The sequence below is a fragment of the Neorhizobium sp. IRS_2294 genome, from assembly GCF_050500145.1.
Classification (GTDB): domain Bacteria; phylum Pseudomonadota; class Alphaproteobacteria; order Rhizobiales; family Rhizobiaceae; genus Neorhizobium; species Neorhizobium soli.
The window spans coordinates 743,004-762,944 of sequence record NZ_CP191440.1 but is presented as its reverse complement, the minus strand read 5'-3'; the positions used below and the strand labels follow the sequence as shown (position 1 = coordinate 762,944).

16 protein-coding genes are annotated in these 19,941 nt (G+C 60.1%); 12 read left to right on the top strand and 4 right to left on the bottom strand.

The window, feature by feature from the left end; all coding sequences use genetic code 11:
* Positions 1-76: 76 nt before the first annotated feature.
* A complete protein-coding gene (locus ACQY1K_RS20725; protein WP_430259150.1) occupies positions 77-1,096 on the bottom strand; it encodes an Ldh family oxidoreductase in 1,020 nt (339 codons plus the stop codon).
* A 215-nt stretch (positions 1,097-1,311) separates the two neighbouring features.
* On the opposite strand from ACQY1K_RS20725, the gene ACQY1K_RS20720 reads away from it, so the two are divergent.
* The 5 genes from ACQY1K_RS20720 to eutC all read left to right on the top strand — a co-directional run bounded on the left by ACQY1K_RS20720 (position 1,312) and on the right by eutC (position 7,001).
* Positions 1,312-3,606, top strand: coding sequence for an FdhF/YdeP family oxidoreductase (locus ACQY1K_RS20720; protein WP_062458812.1), 2,295 nt, complete (start codon positions 1,312-1,314; stop codon positions 3,604-3,606).
* Entirely contained in the window at positions 3,603-3,893 is a 291-nt protein-coding gene (locus ACQY1K_RS20715) for a hypothetical protein (protein ID WP_342344800.1), read from the top strand. The genes ACQY1K_RS20720 and ACQY1K_RS20715 overlap by 4 nt, the downstream gene beginning before the upstream one ends.
* Before the next feature lie 605 nt (positions 3,894-4,498).
* A complete protein-coding gene (locus tag ACQY1K_RS20710; protein WP_244631534.1) occupies positions 4,499-4,753 on the top strand; it encodes a hypothetical protein in 255 nt (84 codons plus the stop codon).
* A gap of 74 nt (positions 4,754-4,827) precedes the next feature.
* Complete coding sequence (locus ACQY1K_RS20705; RefSeq protein ID WP_430259148.1) at positions 4,828-6,225, top strand: ethanolamine ammonia-lyase subunit EutB; 1,398 nt, start codon at positions 4,828-4,830, stop codon at positions 6,223-6,225.
* Entirely contained in the window at positions 6,222-7,001 is a 780-nt protein-coding gene (gene eutC, locus ACQY1K_RS20700; protein ID WP_430259146.1) for an ethanolamine ammonia-lyase subunit EutC, read from the top strand. Before ACQY1K_RS20705 ends, eutC begins: the two co-directional genes overlap by 4 nt.
* A 63-nt stretch (positions 7,002-7,064) precedes the next feature.
* Here the strand turns inward: eutC and ACQY1K_RS20695 are convergent, their stop codons facing one another.
* Positions 7,065-8,393, bottom strand: coding sequence for a dicarboxylate/amino acid:cation symporter (locus ACQY1K_RS20695; protein WP_062458822.1), 1,329 nt, complete (start codon positions 8,391-8,393; stop codon positions 7,065-7,067).
* 214 nt (positions 8,394-8,607) lie between these two features.
* Between ACQY1K_RS20695 and ACQY1K_RS20690 the strand changes: the two genes are divergently transcribed.
* The gene (locus ACQY1K_RS20690) at positions 8,608-10,497 is read left to right on the top strand and encodes a sensor histidine kinase (RefSeq protein WP_430259144.1); all 1,890 of its coding nucleotides are present in this window, start codon (positions 8,608-8,610) and stop codon (positions 10,495-10,497) included.
* Entirely contained in the window at positions 10,484-11,851 is a 1,368-nt protein-coding gene (locus ACQY1K_RS20685) for a sigma-54-dependent transcriptional regulator (protein ID WP_430259142.1), read from the top strand. Before ACQY1K_RS20690 ends, ACQY1K_RS20685 begins: the two co-directional genes overlap by 14 nt.
* A 36-nt stretch (positions 11,852-11,887) precedes the next feature.
* Here ACQY1K_RS20685 and ACQY1K_RS20680 read toward each other — a convergent pair whose 3' ends face one another.
* Positions 11,888-13,144: a D-amino acid dehydrogenase gene (locus ACQY1K_RS20680; RefSeq protein ID WP_430259140.1), complete on the bottom strand. Its 1,257-nt coding sequence runs from the start codon at positions 13,142-13,144 to the stop codon at positions 11,888-11,890.
* A gap of 9 nt (positions 13,145-13,153) precedes the next feature.
* Positions 13,154-14,308: an alanine racemase gene (gene alr, locus ACQY1K_RS20675; RefSeq protein ID WP_430259138.1), complete on the bottom strand. Its 1,155-nt coding sequence runs from the start codon at positions 14,306-14,308 to the stop codon at positions 13,154-13,156.
* 124 nt (positions 14,309-14,432) lie between these two features.
* Here alr and ACQY1K_RS20670 point away from each other — a divergent pair, with 124 nt between their 5' ends.
* The 5 genes from ACQY1K_RS20670 (at position 14,433) to ACQY1K_RS20650 (ending at position 19,938) form a co-directional block, all read left to right on the top strand.
* Positions 14,433-14,897, top strand: coding sequence for an Lrp/AsnC family transcriptional regulator (locus ACQY1K_RS20670; RefSeq protein WP_062576513.1), 465 nt, complete (start codon positions 14,433-14,435; stop codon positions 14,895-14,897).
* A 176-nt stretch (positions 14,898-15,073) separates the two neighbouring features.
* Complete coding sequence (locus ACQY1K_RS20665) at positions 15,074-16,378, top strand: NADH:flavin oxidoreductase (protein ID WP_430259136.1); 1,305 nt, start codon at positions 15,074-15,076, stop codon at positions 16,376-16,378.
* 130 nt (positions 16,379-16,508) lie between these two features.
* The gene (locus ACQY1K_RS20660) at positions 16,509-18,032 is read left to right on the top strand and encodes a cytochrome c (protein ID WP_430259134.1); all 1,524 of its coding nucleotides are present in this window, start codon (positions 16,509-16,511) and stop codon (positions 18,030-18,032) included.
* Positions 18,029-18,460, top strand: a complete 432-nt coding sequence (locus ACQY1K_RS20655) for a hypothetical protein (protein WP_062576508.1) — start codon at positions 18,029-18,031, stop codon at positions 18,458-18,460. The genes ACQY1K_RS20660 and ACQY1K_RS20655 overlap by 4 nt, the downstream gene beginning before the upstream one ends.
* Positions 18,457-19,938, top strand: coding sequence for a cytochrome c (locus tag ACQY1K_RS20650; RefSeq protein ID WP_430259132.1), 1,482 nt, complete (start codon positions 18,457-18,459; stop codon positions 19,936-19,938). The genes ACQY1K_RS20655 and ACQY1K_RS20650 overlap by 4 nt, the downstream gene beginning before the upstream one ends.
* Positions 19,939-19,941: the final 3 nt, after the last annotated feature.

Genomic DNA, 19,941 nt, shown 5'->3' with positions numbered 1-19,941 from the left:
ACCCCCGATGACAAGTTTTTTCTCTTCCGCACGGTGAAGTTCATATTCGCGAAATTGCATTTGCAAATACGAGACATCAGGGTGTAGCGAGAGCCATCAGCATGTCATGGTTTTGGGGCGAGAGCGGTATGCCATTTGCGAGGGCAGCCTTTCGAGTGTTATGTCTCCGCTCCCCAGGAAGACGATCTTGACCGGCATCGAGGACAAGGTCGCAGATCTGCGCAACACGGTCGGCAAAGGCGTGATTGCCGCCCCGCTCGGGATCGATAACCACAAAAAACTGGCCCGTGAATGGCGTCTGCGCACCCTTGTGGCCACTCCAGTCGAACTCACCTGAAAAATAGCCGCCGGTCAGGGCCGCACTGAGGATTTCGATCATCAATGCGATCGAATTGCCTTTATGCCCGCCGAATGGCAGCAGCGCACCGCCGTCAAGAATTGCCTTCGGGTCGGTTGTCGGTTCTCCGTTGCGGTCGACACCCATGCCGGGCTTCAGGTCATGCCCGGCGCGTGCCGCGATCTGCACGTCGCCGTGAGCGATCGCTGAAGATGCCTGATCGAAGACGAATGGAGCAGAGCCCGCGCGCGGCGAGGCGAAGGCAATCGGGTTGGTGCCAAACACCGCCTTGTGGCCACCGTGCGGTACCACACACGCCATGCTGTTGACGACGCTCAGGGCGACAAGCCCCTCATCCGCAAACGGTTCGACATCCGGCCAAAGCGCGCTGAAGTGATGCGAGCGACGGATAGCAAGGACCGCAACGCCGTTGGCTTTGACTTTTTCGATCAGGTGGGACCGCGCGGCGAAGAACGCCGGCTGGGTAAATCCGCCGTTGGCATCGACGCGGAGAAAGGCCGGGGCGACGTCCTCCACCTCCGGCACGGCTTTGCCATCGACCCAGCCGCTCTTCAGAGAGGATACATATCCCGGCATGCGGAAAATCCCGTGGCTCAAAGAGCCATCGCGCTCACAGCCGGCACAGTTTTCGGCAAGGATCTGGGCATTTGGCTCAGATACGCCGTTGCGAACGAAAATCGTCTTCAGCAAAGCGACCAGATCGTCAAAGCCGATATGGATGGCAGCACTTTCTGTCATGTTCTCTCCTGCGTAGCCGTTCCGCTCGGTATCTAGATGTCGCTTCAGTTCGGCGCGAGAATAGCCGCAGACGCCGCGCTTTCAATCCCGGTGATGAGAAGTTCCGCGACGGACCACCATAAATCGGAGCCCCTTAGAAGGACGATAGATATTTCCTATCAAGCCATGCTGTTCTGCCGCTTGATCAAATCGTCCCCGCGACAAATAGATGCAGCATGGATACAGGATTTATCGGTAAAAAATCGTCGGCCGCAGGCGGCTGGGGCGCATTGAAAAGCTGCGGCAAGCAGCTGCTGAACAGCGGCTCGCCGCTGTCCGGTGCAAGGGCAATGCTGAAGGCCAATCAGCCTGACGGTTTCGACTGTCCCGGCTGCGCCTGGGGCGATCCGGAGCATGGCTCCTCGTTCGAATTTTGCGAGAACGGCGTGAAGGCCGTCTCGTGGGAGGCGACCGAAAAGCGCGCCACACCGGCATTTTTCGCGGCACACACCGTTTCCGAGCTGCGCCGTCAGTCCGACTATGAGCTTGAGCTCAACGGTCGTCTCACCCATCCGATGCGTTACGACGCGGCAAGCGATCGCTATCTCCCCGTCACATGGCAGGACGCGTTCGCCGAGATCGGCGACATCCTCAAGGGATTCGACAGCCCAGACCGCGCTGAATTCTACACGTCCGGCCGCGCCAGCAACGAAGCGGCATTTCTCTACCAGCTGTTCGTGCGCGCCTACGGCACCAACAATTTCCCCGACTGTTCCAACATGTGCCATGAGGCGAGCGGCGTGGCTCTTCGCCAGTCGATCGGCGTCGGCAAGGGAACGGTTCTGCTCGAGGATTTCGAGAAGGCCGACGCGATCTTCGTGATTGGCCAGAACCCGGGTACCAACCATCCGCGCATGCTGGGCGACCTGCGGCGCGCCGCGGTCCGCGGTGCCCAGATCGTCGTCTTCAACCCGGTCAAGGAGCGCGGTCTGGAGCGGTTCTCGGACCCGCAGGACAAGCTGCAGATGCTGCGTGGCGGCGCGACCGATATCGCCAGCGACTATCTTCAGCCGCAACTGGGCGGCGACATGGCCGCCGTGCGTGGGATGTCGAAAGCGGTTCTGGCCGCGGAAGCAGCAGCTGTTGCAGCCGGCCGTCCGTCCGTGCTCGATCACGCGTTTATCGCCGAACACTGCGAAGGCTTCGACGCCTATCTGGCCGCGGTCGAGGCAACCAGCTGGGATGAGATCATCTCGCAGTCTGGCCTGACCCGCGAAGCGATCGAACGCGCTGCAGACGTCTACATGCAGGCAGAGCGCGTTATCTGCACCTGGGCCATGGGTATCACCCAGCATCTGCACTCGGTCGCGACCATTCGCGAAATCTCGAACTTCATGTTCCTGCGCGGCAATGTCGGCAAGCCGGGAGCCGGACTGTGCCCTGTGCGCGGTCATTCCAATGTTCAGGGCGATCGGACGGTCGGTATCAACGAAAAGCCTCCGGCTGCCTTCCTCGACGCGCTCGAGAAAGAATTCGGGTTCGCGGTGCCGCGCGCCAACGGTCATAACGTGATCGCCGCAATCGGCGCGATGCTGGATGGTTCCGCGCAGGCGTTCATTGGGCTCGGCGGCAATTTTGCCCGCGCCACGCCCGATAGCGCATTGGTCGAGCAGGCGCTTCGCAAGCTCAAACTCACCGTGCATGTCGCAACCAAGCCCAACCATTCGCATCTGATGCCGGGCGATGTCTCGTTCATCCTGCCCTGCCTTGGCCGCACCGAGATCGATCTTAACTCTGCCGGCAATTCGCAGCTCGTCAGCGTCGAGGATTCGATGAGCATGGTGCATGGCTCGGCCGGCATCAACAGGCCTGCCTCGCCGCATCTTCTCTCAGAAGTCGCGATCGTTGCCGGCATGGCCGCGTCCACCGTCGGCTCGGACATGATCAACTGGGCGGCTCTGGCCGACGATTACGACCTGATCCGCAAGCATATCGAGGCGACCATTCCGGGCTTTGAGGATTTCAACGCGCGTCTGCGCAAGCCGCGAGGCTTCCACCTGCGCAACACGGCTGCCCATCGTGAGTGGGTCACGCCGACGGGCAAGGCATCCTTCTCCGACATCGCCCTGCCGTCCGAGACCGTCAATCAGGCCGCCCTCAAGCGGCACGATCACTTTGCGCTGCAGACGTTCCGCTCGCATGACCAGTACAACACGACGGTCTACGGTCTCGACGATCGCTATCGTGGCGTTTACGGCGAAAGACAGGTCATCTTCATGCACCCCGAGGACGTGAAGGCGCTGTCCGCAAAGGCTGGGGAACGCGTCGACGTCGTCTGCGAGTACACTGATGGCATCGCCCGCGTTGCATCTGATTTCCGCCTTGTTCCCTACGACATTCCGCGGGGCAGCATCGCCGGCTATTATCCCGAACTGAATGTTCTCGTACCGATCGGAAGCGCGGGCGAAGAGAGCGATACGCCCACATCCAAATCGGTGATGGTCTCCGTTCGCCGTCGCGAGGCGGCGTGACGGGAAACCCGCCGGATCCAGACCGGTTTATGGCGCTCACTGCCAGGCTGCAACAGCAGGATCCCCGCCTCAGCGGCATTCAGGCGGGGATGATCATTGCCCTCGATCTCGATGTTGCCAAGGACAGCCGCAGCTTTTCGCGGCTGTTCGGCATCGAGCATTCGATCGTTCTGCGTGAACTGACGGAGATTCCGGGTGCCTGGCTTCAGGTCACCAGCAAGGATGAACGCACGCTCAGGACATTTTACCGCAGGCCTGACGACGGGGCGGCTGTTCCCGTCGAATAAAAAGCTTTGGTGGAGGCGGTTGCAACCTCCTTCCCACGCTGACCTTCGGTGCGGGCATGAGGACGTCATGTCTCACCATGGTCCCATTGCCTATAAGGTGCTGCAATCGAAGTCCGGGTGATCGAGCCCGGGCTTCTGTGCGTCGGTGACTGGTATCCACACGGCAAAGTCCGTCGCCTCCATCTCTCGCATCGCTCAATGGCGGGACATTCCTGCCGTGCGCGTGGGTTCGTTCGTCTTGTATCCGCCGACGTTCGCCAACCTCGTTAATGATGCTTTCCCTAAGTGCTGTGCTAGCTGGCGAGTTGTCTCAACCTTGCGACGCTTGTTGTCGCCGCAATGGCACTTTCTGCGTCTTGCTTCGTTTCAGTTGCGATCTTGACTGAGGTTGTGTCCCTGAAAGTCGTGACAGTCAGATCTGTGCATTGCAGCAACGAGTGAAAGGGCTGTCGGCGCTGTCGATGGTGCTTTGCTCGTGACCGCGAGGATTGTGCGTTGCAACTAACTTCTTGCGGTTGCAGAGGTTTTTCCGCACGGGCCTGGAACTTATCTCATTTGTAAGAAAGTGATGACCCGCCTCTTGAAGCTTGCATCGCATCGACCAAATGATGGCCGTCACTGAGAAGTTTGAGTTTGTCATGCCCGCATTTATGGAAAAGACCTTCGGCCCCACGGAACTTGAAGTCCTCGATATCGTACTCGAGAATTGGCGAGCGAAGTATCATCTCGAGAGGAGCGATCCGGACGTCAGTATCGCGGCTGCGGTCATGATCAACCTGTTCCGGGAAGGCAATCACACGATTCCGGAACTGGAAACAGCGCTTGCCGGCCACAAAGCGCTCGCTGATCTCATTTCATGACGCTTGCCGCTTGCATCGGTCGGAGCCTGGCGTGATGATGGACGTGATGTTCCTCTGAGCCGGTAAATCGCCTGATGCCCTACCAGACCACGATCGAGCAGACGGTCTTTCGTTTCCAAGATCTAAAGGATCTCTTGGCCAAGGCGACGCCCGAGCGGTCTGGTGACCAGCTTGCGGGGGTGGCGGCAGAGGGTCCGGTGGAGCGGCTTGCGGCGCAGATAACACTCGCAGACCTGCCACTTAAGGCATTCCTCGCGGAGGAGCTGATCGCGTCCGAAACCGACGAGGTCTCGCAACTGATCGCCGACCAGCACGACCTTTCGGCCTTCGCACCGATCTCGTCGCTGACGGTCGGCGAGTTCCGCGAATGGCTGTTGAAGCCCGAGACGGGGCAGCGTCAGCTGGAGGCAATCACTTTCGGTCTGACGCCTGAAATGGTGGCAGCGGTCTCCAAGATCATGCGTGTTCAGGACCTGATCTCGGTTGCGGCCAAACGCGAGGTCGTGACACGCTTTCGCTCGACGATCGGTCTTTCGGGCCGGCTTTCGACCCGCAACCAGCCCAATCATCCAACGGATGACTCGCGCGGCATCGCAGCGTCCGCCGTCGACGGTTTACTGATGGGGTCGGGCGATGCGGTGATCGGCGTCAATCCCGCAACCGATAGCATCGAGGATTACGTCCGGATCGTCTCCCTGCTGGATGAGTTGCGCTCCCGTCTGTCGATCCCTACCCAGACCTGCTGCCTCGGCCATGTCACGACGGCCATCCGGGCAATCGAGCAACAGGCTCCTGTCGATCTGGTATTCCAGTCGATCGCCGGCTCGCAAAAGGCAAACGAAGGTTTCGGTGTCAATCTGGCGATCCTAAAGGAAGCCCATGACGCGGCGCGGGCTCTCAAACGCGGCCCTGTCGATGCGAACCTGATGTATTTCGAAACCGGACAGGGTGCGGCGCTTTCCGCCGATGCGCATTTCGGTGTGGATCAGCAGACGATGGAAGTGCGCGCCTATGCGGTTGCTCGGGCGTTCGATCCGCTTCTTGTCAACACGGTCGTCGGCTTTATCGGCCCCGAATATCTCTTCAACGGCAAGCAGATCATCCGCGCCGGGTTGGAGGACCACTTCTGCGGCAAGCTCATGGGTCTGCCGATGGGGGTTGACGTCTGCTACACAAACCATGCGGATGCCGATCAGGAGGACATGGATACGCTCCTGACGCTTCTCTGTGCCGCCAACGTCAACTTCGTCATCACCGTGCCAGGCGCTGACGATATCATGCTCAATTACCAGTCTCTGTCGCACCACGACGCCGTTTACTGCCGCGAGACCTTAAAACGCCCGCCTGCACCGGAATTCGAAGCATGGTTGAACGAGATGGGGCTCACCGATCCGGCAGGCTATTTGAAGGACGATCCGGTGCGGCTGACCCGGCACCTGTCCGAGCTTGCTCTTCTTGGAGCCTCGGCATGACGGATCGCGATCAGCCTGTCCCGGTGGAAGACACCGAAAAGCGCAGCCTCGATCTCAGGTCGATGACCGCGGCCCGGGTATCGCTCGGACGCTTCGGCGCCGGTCAGCCGACAAAGGTGCAACTCGCGTTCCTGATGGATCACGCACGGGCTCGCGAGGCGGTGTGGAGCGGGATGGATCGCCATGGCCTTTCGCAGCGTCTGAAGTCGATGGGCCTTGGCGCAATCGAGGTCGCAAGCCTTGCGGAAGATCGCGGAACATACGTCCGTCGCCCGGATCTTGGCCGGCAACTTTCCGGACCGTCTGTCGATTTGCTTCGTTCGGTGAGACCCGAAAGCGGCGACATTTTCGATGTGGTCATCGTTGTCGCCGATGGATTGTCGTCCAATGCGGTGGAAATCAACGCAACGCCGCTGATCGAAGCGCTTCAAACACGCTTGAAGGAATTGAATCTTTCCCTGGCGCCGATCGTTCTGGCTGAAAATGCGCGGGTTGCGCTGGCCGACGCGGTCGGCGAGGCGCTGGGGGCCAAGCTGTCGATCATTCTCATCGGAGAGCGACCGGGGCTTTCGGCAGCCGACAGTCTCGGCGCCTATGTCACCTACGAACCGAGGTCAGGCACGCCCGATTCCCGACGCAACTGCATATCGAACATCCGCGACGGCGGGATGTCGATTGCCAGCGCGGCCGATGCGATCACGGCTCTGGTCAAGGCGATGCTGCAGACCGGTATCAGCGGCGTGGCTCTACGGGAGGCAGCAGCGCTCCTGGGTTAGGCCACATATCAAAAGGGCGGCACCTTAGAAAGGTACCGCCCTTTTGACGCTTGGGAGCGTATCTTATTCCGCCGGCTGCAGGACCGGGGCTACCGGATCGCCGGTCAGCTCACCGGCCATCGCCTTGTCCAGCATGTCCTTGTCCAGCTCGTTTTCCCAGCGTGCGACGACAATGGTCGCAACCGCGTTGCCGACGAGGTTGGTCAGGGCGCGGCACTCCGACATAAAGCGGTCGATGCCGAGGATGAGCGCCATGCCGGCGACCGGGACAGAGGGAACAACCGATAGCGTTGCAGCCAGCGTGATGAAGCCTGCACCGGTGATGCCGGCGGCACCCTTGGAACTCAGCATGGCCACAAGCAAAAGCAGGATCTGATCACCGAGCGACAGGTCGATTCCCGTCGCCTGGGCGATGAAGAGTGCTGCCAGCGTCATGTAAATGTTGGTGCCGTCGAGGTTGAACGAATAACCGGTCGGGATGACCAGGCCGACAACCGAGCGCTTGCAGCCCGCACGCTCCATCTTCTGCATCAGGCCGGGAAGGGCTGCTTCCGACGACGAGGTGCCGAGAACGAGCAGCAGTTCCTCTTTGATGTAGCGGATCAGCGAGAAGATCGAGAAGCCGTTATACTTCGCCACGGCGCCCAGCACCACGATCACGAACAGAAGTGCGGTGATGTAAAATGTCAGGATCAGGTAGGCGAGGTTGGCGACCGAGCCGATGCCGTATTTGCCGATGGTAAATGCCATCGCGCCGAAGGCGCCGATCGGAGCGGCCTTCATCAGGATCGCAACAAGGCGGAAGATCGGAGCGGTGAGCGAGATCAGGAAGTCGGTGACCGGCTTGCCCTTTTCGCCGACCATGCCGAGCGAGATACCGAACAGGACCGAGAAGAACAGGACCTGAAGAATGTCACCCTGGGCAAACGCGCCAACGATGGTTTCCGGGATGATGTTCATCAGGAAGCCGGTGATCGTCGTCTCATGCGCCTTGGTTGCGTAGGTCGCCACGGCCTTGCCGTCCAGCGTGGACGGATCGATGTTCATTCCGGCACCTGGGTGCAGCAGGTTGCCGACAATCAGGCCGACGATCAGTGCGAGCGTCGAGAAGGTCAGGAAGTAGAGCATCGCCTTGCCGGCGACCCGGCCAACCTTCTTCAGGTCCGACATGCCGGCGATGCCGGTTGCCACAGTGAGGAAGATCACGGGAGCGATGATCATCTTGACCAGCCGGATGAAGGCGTCGCCAAGCGGCTTCAGGCTGGCGCCGAATTCAGGCCAGAAGTGGCCGATCAGCATGCCCGCGATGATCGCGACGATAACCTGGAAATACAGGTGGCGATAGAATGGCAGTGCCGCCGGCTTGCCGGCTGCGGGTGTCGAGATATCCATAAAGTCCTCCAGTCGCCCCGCTCAAGGTTCCCACCCGGGGCATGTTCTTAGAATCGAACTTGAGGCGAGCAAGGGACGTGCCAGATCCGCACCTATCGACTAAGTTATTGAATTAACTTGACGGCGCTATCTTAACCCGGTGTCACGCAAAACGATTTGTGCGGAGTACCGCACTCGTCCTTGATGTTTGTGCGAAATTATGCTCATAGGGGCGATGTCCTACACAAACGATCCTCAGCCTGCTGAGCACCTGGTTCGGAAATTTCGGCTGGCCTGGATCGTGTTTGGCGTCGCTGCGATCAGCATCGTGGTCGCCGCAGGGTTTGCGGTCGAGCGCTACGGCCGTGCATCAGCGTTAACGCGACTGGAAGCGCAGGCTCGAACGGATGCGGACCTGAAGGTTGCTCTTCTGCAGGCCGTGCTCGAGCGACCGCGGGCGCTACCGTTGCTTCTGGCCGGTGACCGCGAGGTCCGCGACGCTTTGGTCAACTTGAGCGCCGATGCGGCTATTGCGAAGAGAGAGGCACTGGATGCCAAACTCGAAGACCTGGTCGTTAAGACCAATGCCAGCGTGATCTATGTCGTTGGCCCGGACGGGATTGCGATCTCGTCGAGCAATTGGCGGGAGCCAACAAGCTTCGTCGGCAACGACTATACGTTCCGTGCCTATTTCACGCGGGCGATGCAGGAGGGGGCGGCTGAACATTTCGCACTGGGCAGCGTCAGCAAACGGCCCGGTCTCTACATCTCGCAACGCGTCGGTCCGGCCGAAGCGCCGCTCGGCGTGGTCGTTGCAAAGATGGAGTTCGATCAGCTGGAAGCGGACTGGCGCAACTCGCAGCGCCCTTCGTTTGTTGTTGATTCCAGCAACGTCGTACTGATCACCAGCCTCCCATCCTGGCGGTTCATGACGACCCAGCCGCTGGATCCGGACGATCTCGGCGCCATTCGCCAAAGTCTGCAATTCGGCGATGCGCCGCTTCTTCCCCTGCCATTCATCCGTCAGCAGCCGGTCGGAGACAACGCGCGGACGCTGCAGGCTATTCTTCCGGGAGGCGCGGGAGCAGAAGACTTCCTGGAGATCACGACCCCGATCCCGTCGACCCCCTGGCGCTTCGAATATCTTCTGCCAATTTCCAAGGCGATGTCGGATGCGCTTCGCGAAACACGGCTGATGGCGATCCTGGTCGTAACGACACTATTGGCGCTGGCAGCGTTCCTGCTGCGACGTCGGCAGGTGACCGAAATGGCGATTGCCCAGCAGAGGCTTGCGCGGGAAGATCTCGAAAATCGGGTTGCGGCGCGCACGATCGACCTCAGTCTGGCGCGTGACAGGCTGGAGGCGGAGATCATGGATCACAAGCAGACCGAAAGCCGGCTGCAGTCCGTCCAGCAGGATCTGGTACATGCCAACAGGCTTGCCATCCTCGGCCAGGTTGCAGCCGGTGTCGCCCACGAGATCAACCAGCCTGTCGCGACGATCCGCGCCTATGCGGACAATTCCAAGGTACTGCTCGAACGGGGCAGGGCCGAGACTGCGGTCGAAAATCTGGATCACATCGCGTCTCTCACGGAACGGATCGGTGCGATTACGGATGATCTGAAGGCACTTGCGCGCAAAGGTCGACCGGCTCCGGAACCGATCCTGCTGCAGGAAGTCTTCGACGGTGCGACCATGCTGGTTCGCAGCCGCTTCACCGGACGAATGGATACGCTGAAGATCACGCCGCCGCCAAGAGGGCTGGTCGTGATGGGGAGCCGGTTGCGGCTGGAACAGGCGTTTATCAATCTGTTCCAGAATGCGCTGGAGGCTGTTGAGGGCCGACCGGATGCGCTGATCCAGGTGACGACGGATGTGTCTTCCGATCGGGTGCTGGTGCATGTCTGCGACAACGGTCCCGGCATCGCGCCGCAGATTCTCGAGGCCCTGTTCGAGCCCTTCAACTCGTCGAAGGAAAAAGGGCTGGGGCTCGGCCTCGTCATCTCCAAAGACATCGTCACCGATTACGGCGGGCGCATCGAGGTCGAGAGCCGCGATGGTCGGACCTGCTTTGCAATATCGCTCGTGAGAGCTGATGAGGAAAACGATCATGACAGAGCCTGACATGGGCGCGGTGCCGGTCATTCTGATAGACGACGACGCCGATCTCCTGCGCGCCACAGGCCAGACGCTGGAGCTTGCCGGTTTCGAGCCGATCGCGTTCACCTCGGCCACGGACGCCCTGTCTAAAATTTCCGCGGACTTCCCGGGCATCGTCGTCTCCGACATTCGAATGCCGGGGCTCGATGGTCTCGAACTTTACGACCGCCTCCGCAGTCTGGACGAAGAGCTGCCGGTCATTCTGATGACCGGTCACGGCGATATTCCAATGGCTGTGAAGGCCATCCAAAGCGGCGTCTACGACTTCCTTGCCAAGCCGTTTGCGACGGACAGGCTTGTGCAATGCGTCCGGCGCGCTGCTGAAAAGCGACATCTGACACTGGAAAACCGCCGGCTGCGCGCAGCAGCTCAGAGTTCCAGCCAGGAATCCCCGTTGATCGGCCAGACACCGGTCATGCAGCGGCTACGCAACATGCTTCGCCAGATCGCCGATACCGATATCGATGTCCTTGTCACCGGCGAGACCGGAAGCGGCAAGGAAATCGTTGCCGGTCTTCTGCATGGATGGAGCCGCCGTGCCGCCGGGAACTTCGTGGCGCTCAATTGCGGCGCCTTGCCGCAGCAGGTGATCGAAAGCGAGCTGTTCGGTCACGAACCGGGCGCCTTCACCGGCGCGCAGAAAAAGCGCATCGGACGCATCGAGCACTCGAGCGGCGGCACGCTTTTTCTCGATGAGATCGAAAGCATGCCTATGTCTGCTCAGGTGCAGATGCTGCGCGTGCTGGAGATGCGCGAGGTGATGCCGCTCGGGACAAACGAAGTGCGTCCCGTGGATCTGCGGATCATCGCCGCGTCCAAGGTGGATCTGGGCGATCAGGCTCAGCGCGAGACGTTTCGGGAGGACCTCTATTTCCGGTTGAACGTCGTCACGATCGCCATTCCGCCCCTGCGGGAGCGGCGGGACGATATTCCCCTGTTATTCAGCTATTTCGCGGACCGTGCCGCAACCCGCTTCAATCGGGAAGCGCCCTCGATCACGCCAACAATCGGCCAATACCTGCGCGACCATCACTGGCCCGGCAACGTCCGCGAGTTGTCCCATTTTGCCGAGCGTGTGGTTCTGGGGCTTGATCCGACAAGCTCTCCCGCTCGGCAATCAGCCGATCCGGAAACGGGTTCGCTGCCCCAGCGGCTGGAGCGATACGAAGCCGAGATCATTCGTGAAACGCTGACGGCGTGTGATGGCGATGTGCAGCAGACGATTGCAGCGCTCGGCATTCCCCGCAAGACCTTCTACGACAAGCTGCAGCGGCACGGCATCGTCAGAAGCGAATTCGCGGACAAGCGCCTTTCCTGAACTTGCTCGCGGCTCTGCGTTTGCGGGCGACGCCGATCAGCGACGCGCGTATCGCGCATAGGCAAGGTCGGTTGCATCGATGTCGGGCGTTTTGCCGCTGACGAGATCGCTGATCACCCGCGCCGAGCCGCAGCTCATCGTCCAGCCCAGCGTTCCGTGCCCGGTATTGAGGTAGAGACCACTGATCTTGGTTCCTCCGATCACCGGCGTTCCATCGGGTGTCATCGGACGAAGGCCCGACCAGAACGACGCCTTGGTGATATCGCCGCCGGGGAAAAGGTCGGTCACGGAATGTTCGAGCGTGCGCCTGCGCGGCGCACCGAGATCGTTCGTATAGCCGGAAATTTCGGCCATGCCGCCCACCCGGATGCGGTCGCCCAGCCGCGTGATGGCGATCTTGTAGGTCTCGTCCATGATCGTTGATTCCGGCGCGCGGCTGGCATCCTTGATCGGGATGGTCAGCGAATATCCCTTGACCGGATAGACCGGCAGATCGATGCCGTGGTCTTTCACGACCAGTGGCGAGTAGCTGCCGAGAGCAACCACGACCGCATCACCACGTAGCGTTTCGCGGTCCGTCACGACACCCCTCACCTTGCCGCCTTCGACATCGAGCCGTTTGATGGTCGTACCATAGGCAAACCGGACGCCGAGCGCTTCGGCCTTGGCGGCGAGAAGATTAGTGAACTTGAAGCAGTCGCCGGTCTCGTCCTTGGGTGTCAGAAGTCCGCCGACGATCTTTTCGCGCACATGGGCGAGCGCCGGTTCTACGCGGATACAGCCTTCGGGATCGAGCACTTCGTAGGGAATGCCATCGGCCGCGAGCGCCTTGACGTCCTTTGCAGAGGCGTCGAGCTGCTGCTGCGTGCGAAACAGCTGCAGCGTTCCCTGCATGCGCGCGTCGTAATCGATCCCGGTTTCATCCCGGATATCTGCAAGGCAGATCCGGCTGTAATCGGAAAGTCGCAGCATCCGGCTTTTGTTGATCGCGTAGCGCTCCGAGGTGCAGTTCGACAGCATCTTAAACATCCACGACAGCATGGCGCGATCAAGCTTCGGGCGCAGGATCAGCGGCGCGTGCTCCATGAAGATCCATTTGAGCGCCTTCCGGGGTATGCCCGGCGCTGCCCATGGAGAGCAGTAACCGAACGAGACTTCGCCGGCATTGGCGAAACTTGTTTCGAGCGCAGGGCCTGTCTGGCGATCAACAACGACAACCTCGTGGCCGGCCTTGGCCAGTTGATAGGCGGTGGTCGTGCCGATGACGCCGGCGCCGAGTACGATGACTTTCATGGCATTCCCCTAGACGTCTTGCAGCTGAACTTGGCGGTATAGTCTTTGGTAACGGTGCCCTAGGCCCGTGAGTATCTCATAGGATATCGTTCCGGCGGCCTCGGCAATCTCTTCCAGCGTCTGGTGTTCCCCGACCACCTCGACGAGACTGCCGAGTGTCAAAGTATCCTTTGGCAGCGCGCTGACATCGATGATGATGCTGTCCATGGAAACCCGCCCGACGATCGGCAGTCGTACGCCAGCGTGATACACCGCACCCGTGCCGCTGAGGGCACGGGGCAGGCCGTCCGCATATCCGGCTGCGATCGTTGCCAGATGCATCTCTCGGTCAGCAATATGCGATCCGCCATAGCCGATCCGGGTTCCGGTCGGCACGGTACGTGTCTGAACCACGGCGACATCGAGTCTGACGACCGGCTCCATCGGGTTTGGAGAGCCGGGGGTCGGGTTGCCGCCGTAAAGCGCAATGCCGGGCCGCGCCAGCGTGTGGTGGAAATCGCCACCCAGAAAGATGCCGCCGGAATTGGCGAGGCAAATCCGAATTCCCGGAAACAGACGAGAAAGTCTTTCAAATTCCGCCAGCTGCTCGCCGTTCATAAGGTTTGCGCCTTCGTCGGCGCATGCGAGATGGCTCATGACGAACTGGAATTCCAAGCCGGCATGCTCGTCCATTTCCCGGGACAGGATGCTGCATTCTTCCGGCGACAAACCGAGACGGGACATGCCGCTGTCGACCTGCAGAGCTGCGGGCAGCGACCGGCCAGACTGCCGCGCGAGCTCAGACCAGCGGCGCAACTGAGGCAAAGAGTTCAGGACCGGGATGATGCCATCAGCCGCACAACGCTCCTCATTGCCCGGCTGCAACCCGTTCAAGACATAGAGACGTGCATCGGCAGGGAGAGTATCCTTGAGCCGGATGGCCTCGACGAACTGGGCCACGAAAAAGTCCCGGCATCCGGCATCGCCGAGCGTTCTCGATACGACCGTTGCACCAAGTCCATAGGCATCAGCCTTCACGACCGCTGCGCAGTGTGCCGGTCGAAGCATGTCGGCGAGCGTCTCGTAGTTGCGCCGGAGGGCACCCAGATCGATTGTCAGGTATCCCGATGCACCCTCGGCAACGAACTGTACTTCGGCGTCACCAAACGAGGACGAAATATCCATGCTGCTGCCCTCCCTGTGAGAGCAGATTATTTGAATATTCGGTGAGTTTGGTGCTATTTGATGACAGGATGTGCAACGAATATCAGTATTTTGGTGAATCCTGTCGTGTTTTGAAAGAATATGCATGGAAGCGATAGATGCGATCGACCGCAACCTTCTCCGGCTCCTTCGTCTGAACGGGCGGATCAGCAATGCGGCACTGGCCGCGGAAGTCGGGTTGTCTGCCTCCGCGTGTCTCAGGCGCGTCAAGCTCCTGGAAGAAGCCGGCGTCATCCGCGGGTATACGGCGCTGATCGACAATGGCCAGATCGAGAGCGCCATCGCCGTGATCATCAACATCACGCTGGAGCGGCAGACCGAGGATTATCTCAACCGGTTCGAAGCTGCTGTGAGGAAACATCCGGAAATTCAGGAATGCTTCCTGATGACCGGCGGCTCGGATTATATCCTGCGGGTGGAAGTTGCAAACGCCGGCGCGTTCGAGCGCATCCACAAGGAAATCCTGTCGGCGCTTCCCGGGGTTTTGCGGATCCATTCCAGCTTTTCCATCCGAAACGTGCTTGCCTCACGTTCGAAAAACCGTCGTTAGAAGATCACTCCCGACAGTTCACCTTCGCGAATTAATGCCGGTTTCGAGGTTGCATATTCCCGTTGCAAGCTCGATAAAATTGCAATAACGTGATCATCAGTCACAAGAATTTTACGCATAGCATCCAAAAATTCTGACCTTTGAATTTGGCGTCCTCTTAACTCAGCGGGCGAACGATGATGCATGACGATCAGCAGTACACTCACGAAGACAATTCCAGACAGATCTTCCAGGAGCTGAAATTCCGCTCTTTGACGGTAAAAAACCGCCTTTTCCGATCGAATGTCTCGGGGCAGTTCGACGATTACAACGGTCACGGCGGCTCTGCGCGTCTGAATTGGGAGGAGAAATTCGCCCGCGGCGGGGTCGGCTGTATCATCTCGTCTTTCACGCCGGTTTCCGTGCGTGGGCGAATCCTCGTGCGCTACGCGATGATCGACAATGACGACAAAATTCCGTTCTGGAGGGCGGTCGGCGACCGGGTGCACGCTCACAACTGTCGGTTCTTGATGCAGCTCAGTCATTCGGGCCGCCAGCAGGACATGGGCGGTGCTGAAAACCTCTACAAAAGGGGACTGAGCTCAACGAACAAAAGCGATTACTTTCACGGCCTGCTCGCCGAAGCGATGAGCAGGGAGGATATTCGCACTGTCGTCGAGCAGTTTGCCCAGGGCGCGCGCCGGGCCAAAGAGGCCGGTCTCGACGGTGTCGAGCTGCATGGCGCCAACGGCTATCTCATCACGCAGTTTCTCAGCAGCGGCATCAATGACCGCATCGACGAATATGGCGGCGACTGGGAAGGGCGGGCGCGGTTCGTGCTGGAGATCGTTCGCGCCATTCGCCGCGAGGTCGGTCAGGACTTTCACCTGCAGATGAAGATCAACGGGGTCGATCACAACGACTGGCTCTATCCCTGGATCAAGAAGGGCAATACGCTCGACGAGACGGTCAAGATCTGTACCCTCCTGCTGGATGGCGGCAAGGGTGTCGATGCCTTCCATATTTCCAGCGGGTCGACCTTTCCGCACCCCCGCAACCCGCCGGGTGATCTGCCCCTGAACGACCTGCGACGCTGGTATGACGGCATGCTTTCGCAAGGCACAAGGGCGCGTTTCAACTATTCGATCTTTTCGAATCCGGTCCTGGGACCTGCATTTGTCGCCTGGTGGCGTTTCCGGCGGGGGAAAGTCATCGAAGGCATCAACCTCGATTATGCCCGCGCTGTCACGGAAGCGGTCCGGGGCATCGATCCCAGCGTCAAGGTTCTCTGTACGGGCGGTTTTCAGCATGCCGATGTGATCGGCGAGGCGATCCGCAGCGGCGCCTGCGATGCCGTCAGCATGGCAAGACCGTTGATTGCCAACAATGATTTGCCGAAGATCCTCAAGACTCAGAATGGCCCGGAAAAGGCCGCGAGTGCACCTATTGCAACAAGTGTCTTCTCAATGATCTCGAGAACCCTCTCGGCTGCTACGAGGTAAAACGGTATCCTGGGGCAACGTTTGAGGCCCGGCATCAGCACATGATCGACGAGGTCATGTCGGTGTTTACGCCGCCGGCCTTTCCGGGAAGCGTTGTGGCGACACCACCTCAGGCGGTGGAGGCGGAGCCATGAGTGATCTCAACGATCCGCTGACCCCGGTCGAGATCGTCCTCGGGCGCAAGCGGAAAATCGTCGTGGTGATCGCAGTGCTTGTGCTCGCAGCGATCGTCTACTGGCTCGTTTTCGTCAACCAGTATGTCGTCGCGTTCCGAAACCAGGAAGATCATTTCCTCTACGGCTCGATTGGCAGCGAGGCATCGACCGGGCCACCCTATTGGGTCTTCAAGGCGCTGCCGGTGATGTATGCTGACAAGCTTGGCCCGGCCGGATGGGGTCATTTCGGCATGCTTTACGAGGAGCCGGGCGACGACCTGCCGATCGGCGTCTCCAGGCGTATCGTGTCCGGAGTCGATCGCGTCTGGCTGAACTGCTCGGTTTGTCATGTCGGAACCTACACGCTTCCGAACCAGACGGAGCGGCATCTGGTCTACGGTGCACCTTCAAACAATTTGCGGCTTCAGGAATTCATTCTCTTCTTCATCGACCTCGGGTCGGATCCCGGGTTTACCGCCGACCGGCTGATCGCCGCGATCAACAGTCCAGAAGTCGGCGGTCATCTCAATGCGTTCGAGCGGGTGGTGTATCGCTATGTCATCTTTCCGCGCCTCCAGGCGGCATTCGCAGATCTCGGCAAACGGCTGACATTTGTTGCGCGGCAGGAGAAATGGGGGCCCGGGCGGGTCGATACATTCAACCCCTACAAAAGCCTGCAGTTCAACTTTCCGATGGACGCTGCATCGATCAGTGATGCAGCGCTGAACGGAAGCTCCGATTATCCGTCGATCTGGCAGCAACGGCCGCGGGAGGGAATGAACCTTCACTGGGACGGCAATAACAATTCGGTTGCCGAGCGCAACCTGAGCGCAGCACTCGGCGCAGGTGTGACACCGGTAACGGTGGATCGATCGTCGATCCGCCGCATCGAACTATGGATGTGGGATCTTCCCGCGCCACAGTTTCCGGCAAAGGTAGATGTCGACGCTGCCGAGCGCGGCAGGGAGGTGTTCTCGGATACCTGCGCCGGTTGCCATGGCATGAAGACAGGCGGAACCTATTCCTACAATACCGATCATTTCAAGCGGCTCGGCCAGACGGTCGCACTGGCCGATATCGCGACGGATCGCGGCCGCTGGGCCTCCTACACACCGGATTTTGCGGCCGCACAGAACCAGCTCTATGCGGGCTATCCGTGGCGTTTCAAGCGGTTCCACAAGACCAACGGCTATGCGAACCATCCCCTCGACGGGATCTGGGCCCGCTCGCCCTATCTGCACAATGGGTCCGTACCGACGCTGCGGGATCTGCTCGAACCCTCGTCGCAGCGGCCGGCCCGGTGGTATCGCGGCAGCGAGGTGCTCGACCTGGCACGGGTCGGATATCGATCCGACGATGCGGCACCGGGAGATCAGCTGTTTCTCTATGACACCTCAAAAACCGGCAATTCCAACCGCGGACACGAGGGCAAAGCTTATGGCACGGAGCTTTCCGGAGCCGATAAGGATGCCCTCGTCGAATACATGAAGACGCTATGATCAGGACCCGCTCGCTCAGCACCTGGAAGGCCCGTCACGCTATCGTCGTATGGATCGGCGTGATCCTGAACCTATGTTTCGTGCTGCCTCTGATCTTCTGCCCGGAATGGCTGCTTTCCCTGTTCGGCATCGTCGTCAACCAGGTGATCTGGGCGCAGTTCGCGGGCCTCCTGCTTGGTATTCTCTCCATCTTCTATATTCCCGCGTCGATCGATATCGACCGCTACCGGATCTTTGCCTGGCTGCAGGTCTTTCCATCGCGCACAGCCGGCGTCGTGTTCTTCCTGCTTGCCGTGACGGTGTTCGACCAGCCTATCGGCTATATCACCGGTGTCCTTCTCGATGGTTCGGTGGCGATCCCGACGCTGATCTGCCTCCTCAACATCAGCCGCCTTGAACAGGAACTCGCCGACGGGGGCCGCTCATGAGTGTGCGCAAAACCCGGCTGTTCTGGAAAGGGCTTCTGGCGCTGCTGGTCGTCGTCGTGGCGGGTGCGCTTTCCGTTTATCTTCTTCTTTTCCGCCCGGTTGCCGCCCCTCGTACGGAGGATCTCGCCCGGCTTTTCAATCACGGCTCGATCGGCAATGAAGAGGTTCAGGGCCTGCCCTACTGGATCTGGCGCGTGCTGCCGCAGATCTTTCCGGAGCATGTGCCGAACGGCAAGGATGGCTACGGTGCCTTCGGCATGTACTGGCGTGCCGGAGACAAGGTGCCGATCGGCTTTTCGGTGACGACACTGGGTGTCATCGATCGCGTCTCGCCCAACTGTGCCTTCTGCCATCAGGGCAGCTACCGGCTGAAACCCGATGAGCCTCGCGTGCTGGTCTCTGCCGGTGCCGGAACGCGCGTGGACCCGCAGGCCTATATCCGCTTCCTGATCAAGGTCGGTGCCGATGCCCGCTTCACCGCGGACCGGGTGATGCGGGAAATCACCACGATCTACGACATGCCGCTTTATGAGAGGTTGCTCTACCGTTTCGTTCTGATCCCGGCAACGCGCAAGGCATTTCAGGATCAGGCGCGGCGGTTCGCTTGGCAGGACACTCGACCCGACTGGGGCCCGGGCCGCATCGATCCTTTCAACCCCGTCAAATTCCAGAACCTCGAGCTCCCGGACGACGGCACGATCGGCAATTCCGACATGATGCCGCTGTGGAACCTGGACGAGCTTGCCCCGACGAACATTCGCAACTTCTCGCTCCATTGGGACGGGTTGCAGACGGATGTGCGCGAAACCGCGGTATCGGGCGCCATCGGCGATGGCATGAGTTCCAAAACCTTTCTGCGGACCCAGGAAAACCTCGACCGGATGATCGCCTTCACCTCGGTGCAGCGGCCGCCGCCTTCGCCGTTCAAGAGTAGTCGTGAGACAAACGATCCCCTTCGGGTTGACGCCTCCGCCGTCGATGCGGGGCAGGGGATCTACCAGGCGCAGTGTGCCGTTTGCCATGACACGAACGGTGCGCGCTACCGATCTCCGATCCCGATTGTCGAACTCGGAACGGATCGGCATCGCATCGACATGTGGAGCCCCGCGGCGAAGTCCCGATATGCCGATTACGAGACTGGCTACCGGTGGGGGTTCACGCATTTTCAGAAGGCGGAAGGCTACGTGGCCGTCGATATGGCGGGCCTGTGGTTGCGCGGGCCATATCTCCACAATGGCAGCGTTCCGACGCTTGCCGATCTCCTCAAATCTCCGGAACAGAGGCCGAAGCAGTTTTATCGCGGCTCCGATCTCGTGGACACGGTGAACGGGGGTTTCGTCAGCGCCGAGCAACCGGAAACGGGCGGGTTTCTCTATGACACGAGCCTGCCGGGCAACGGCAATGGCGGCCATCTCTGGGGCACGGACCTGCCGCAGGCCGAAAAGGACAATTTGCTCGCCTATCTGAAGACACTTTGAAAC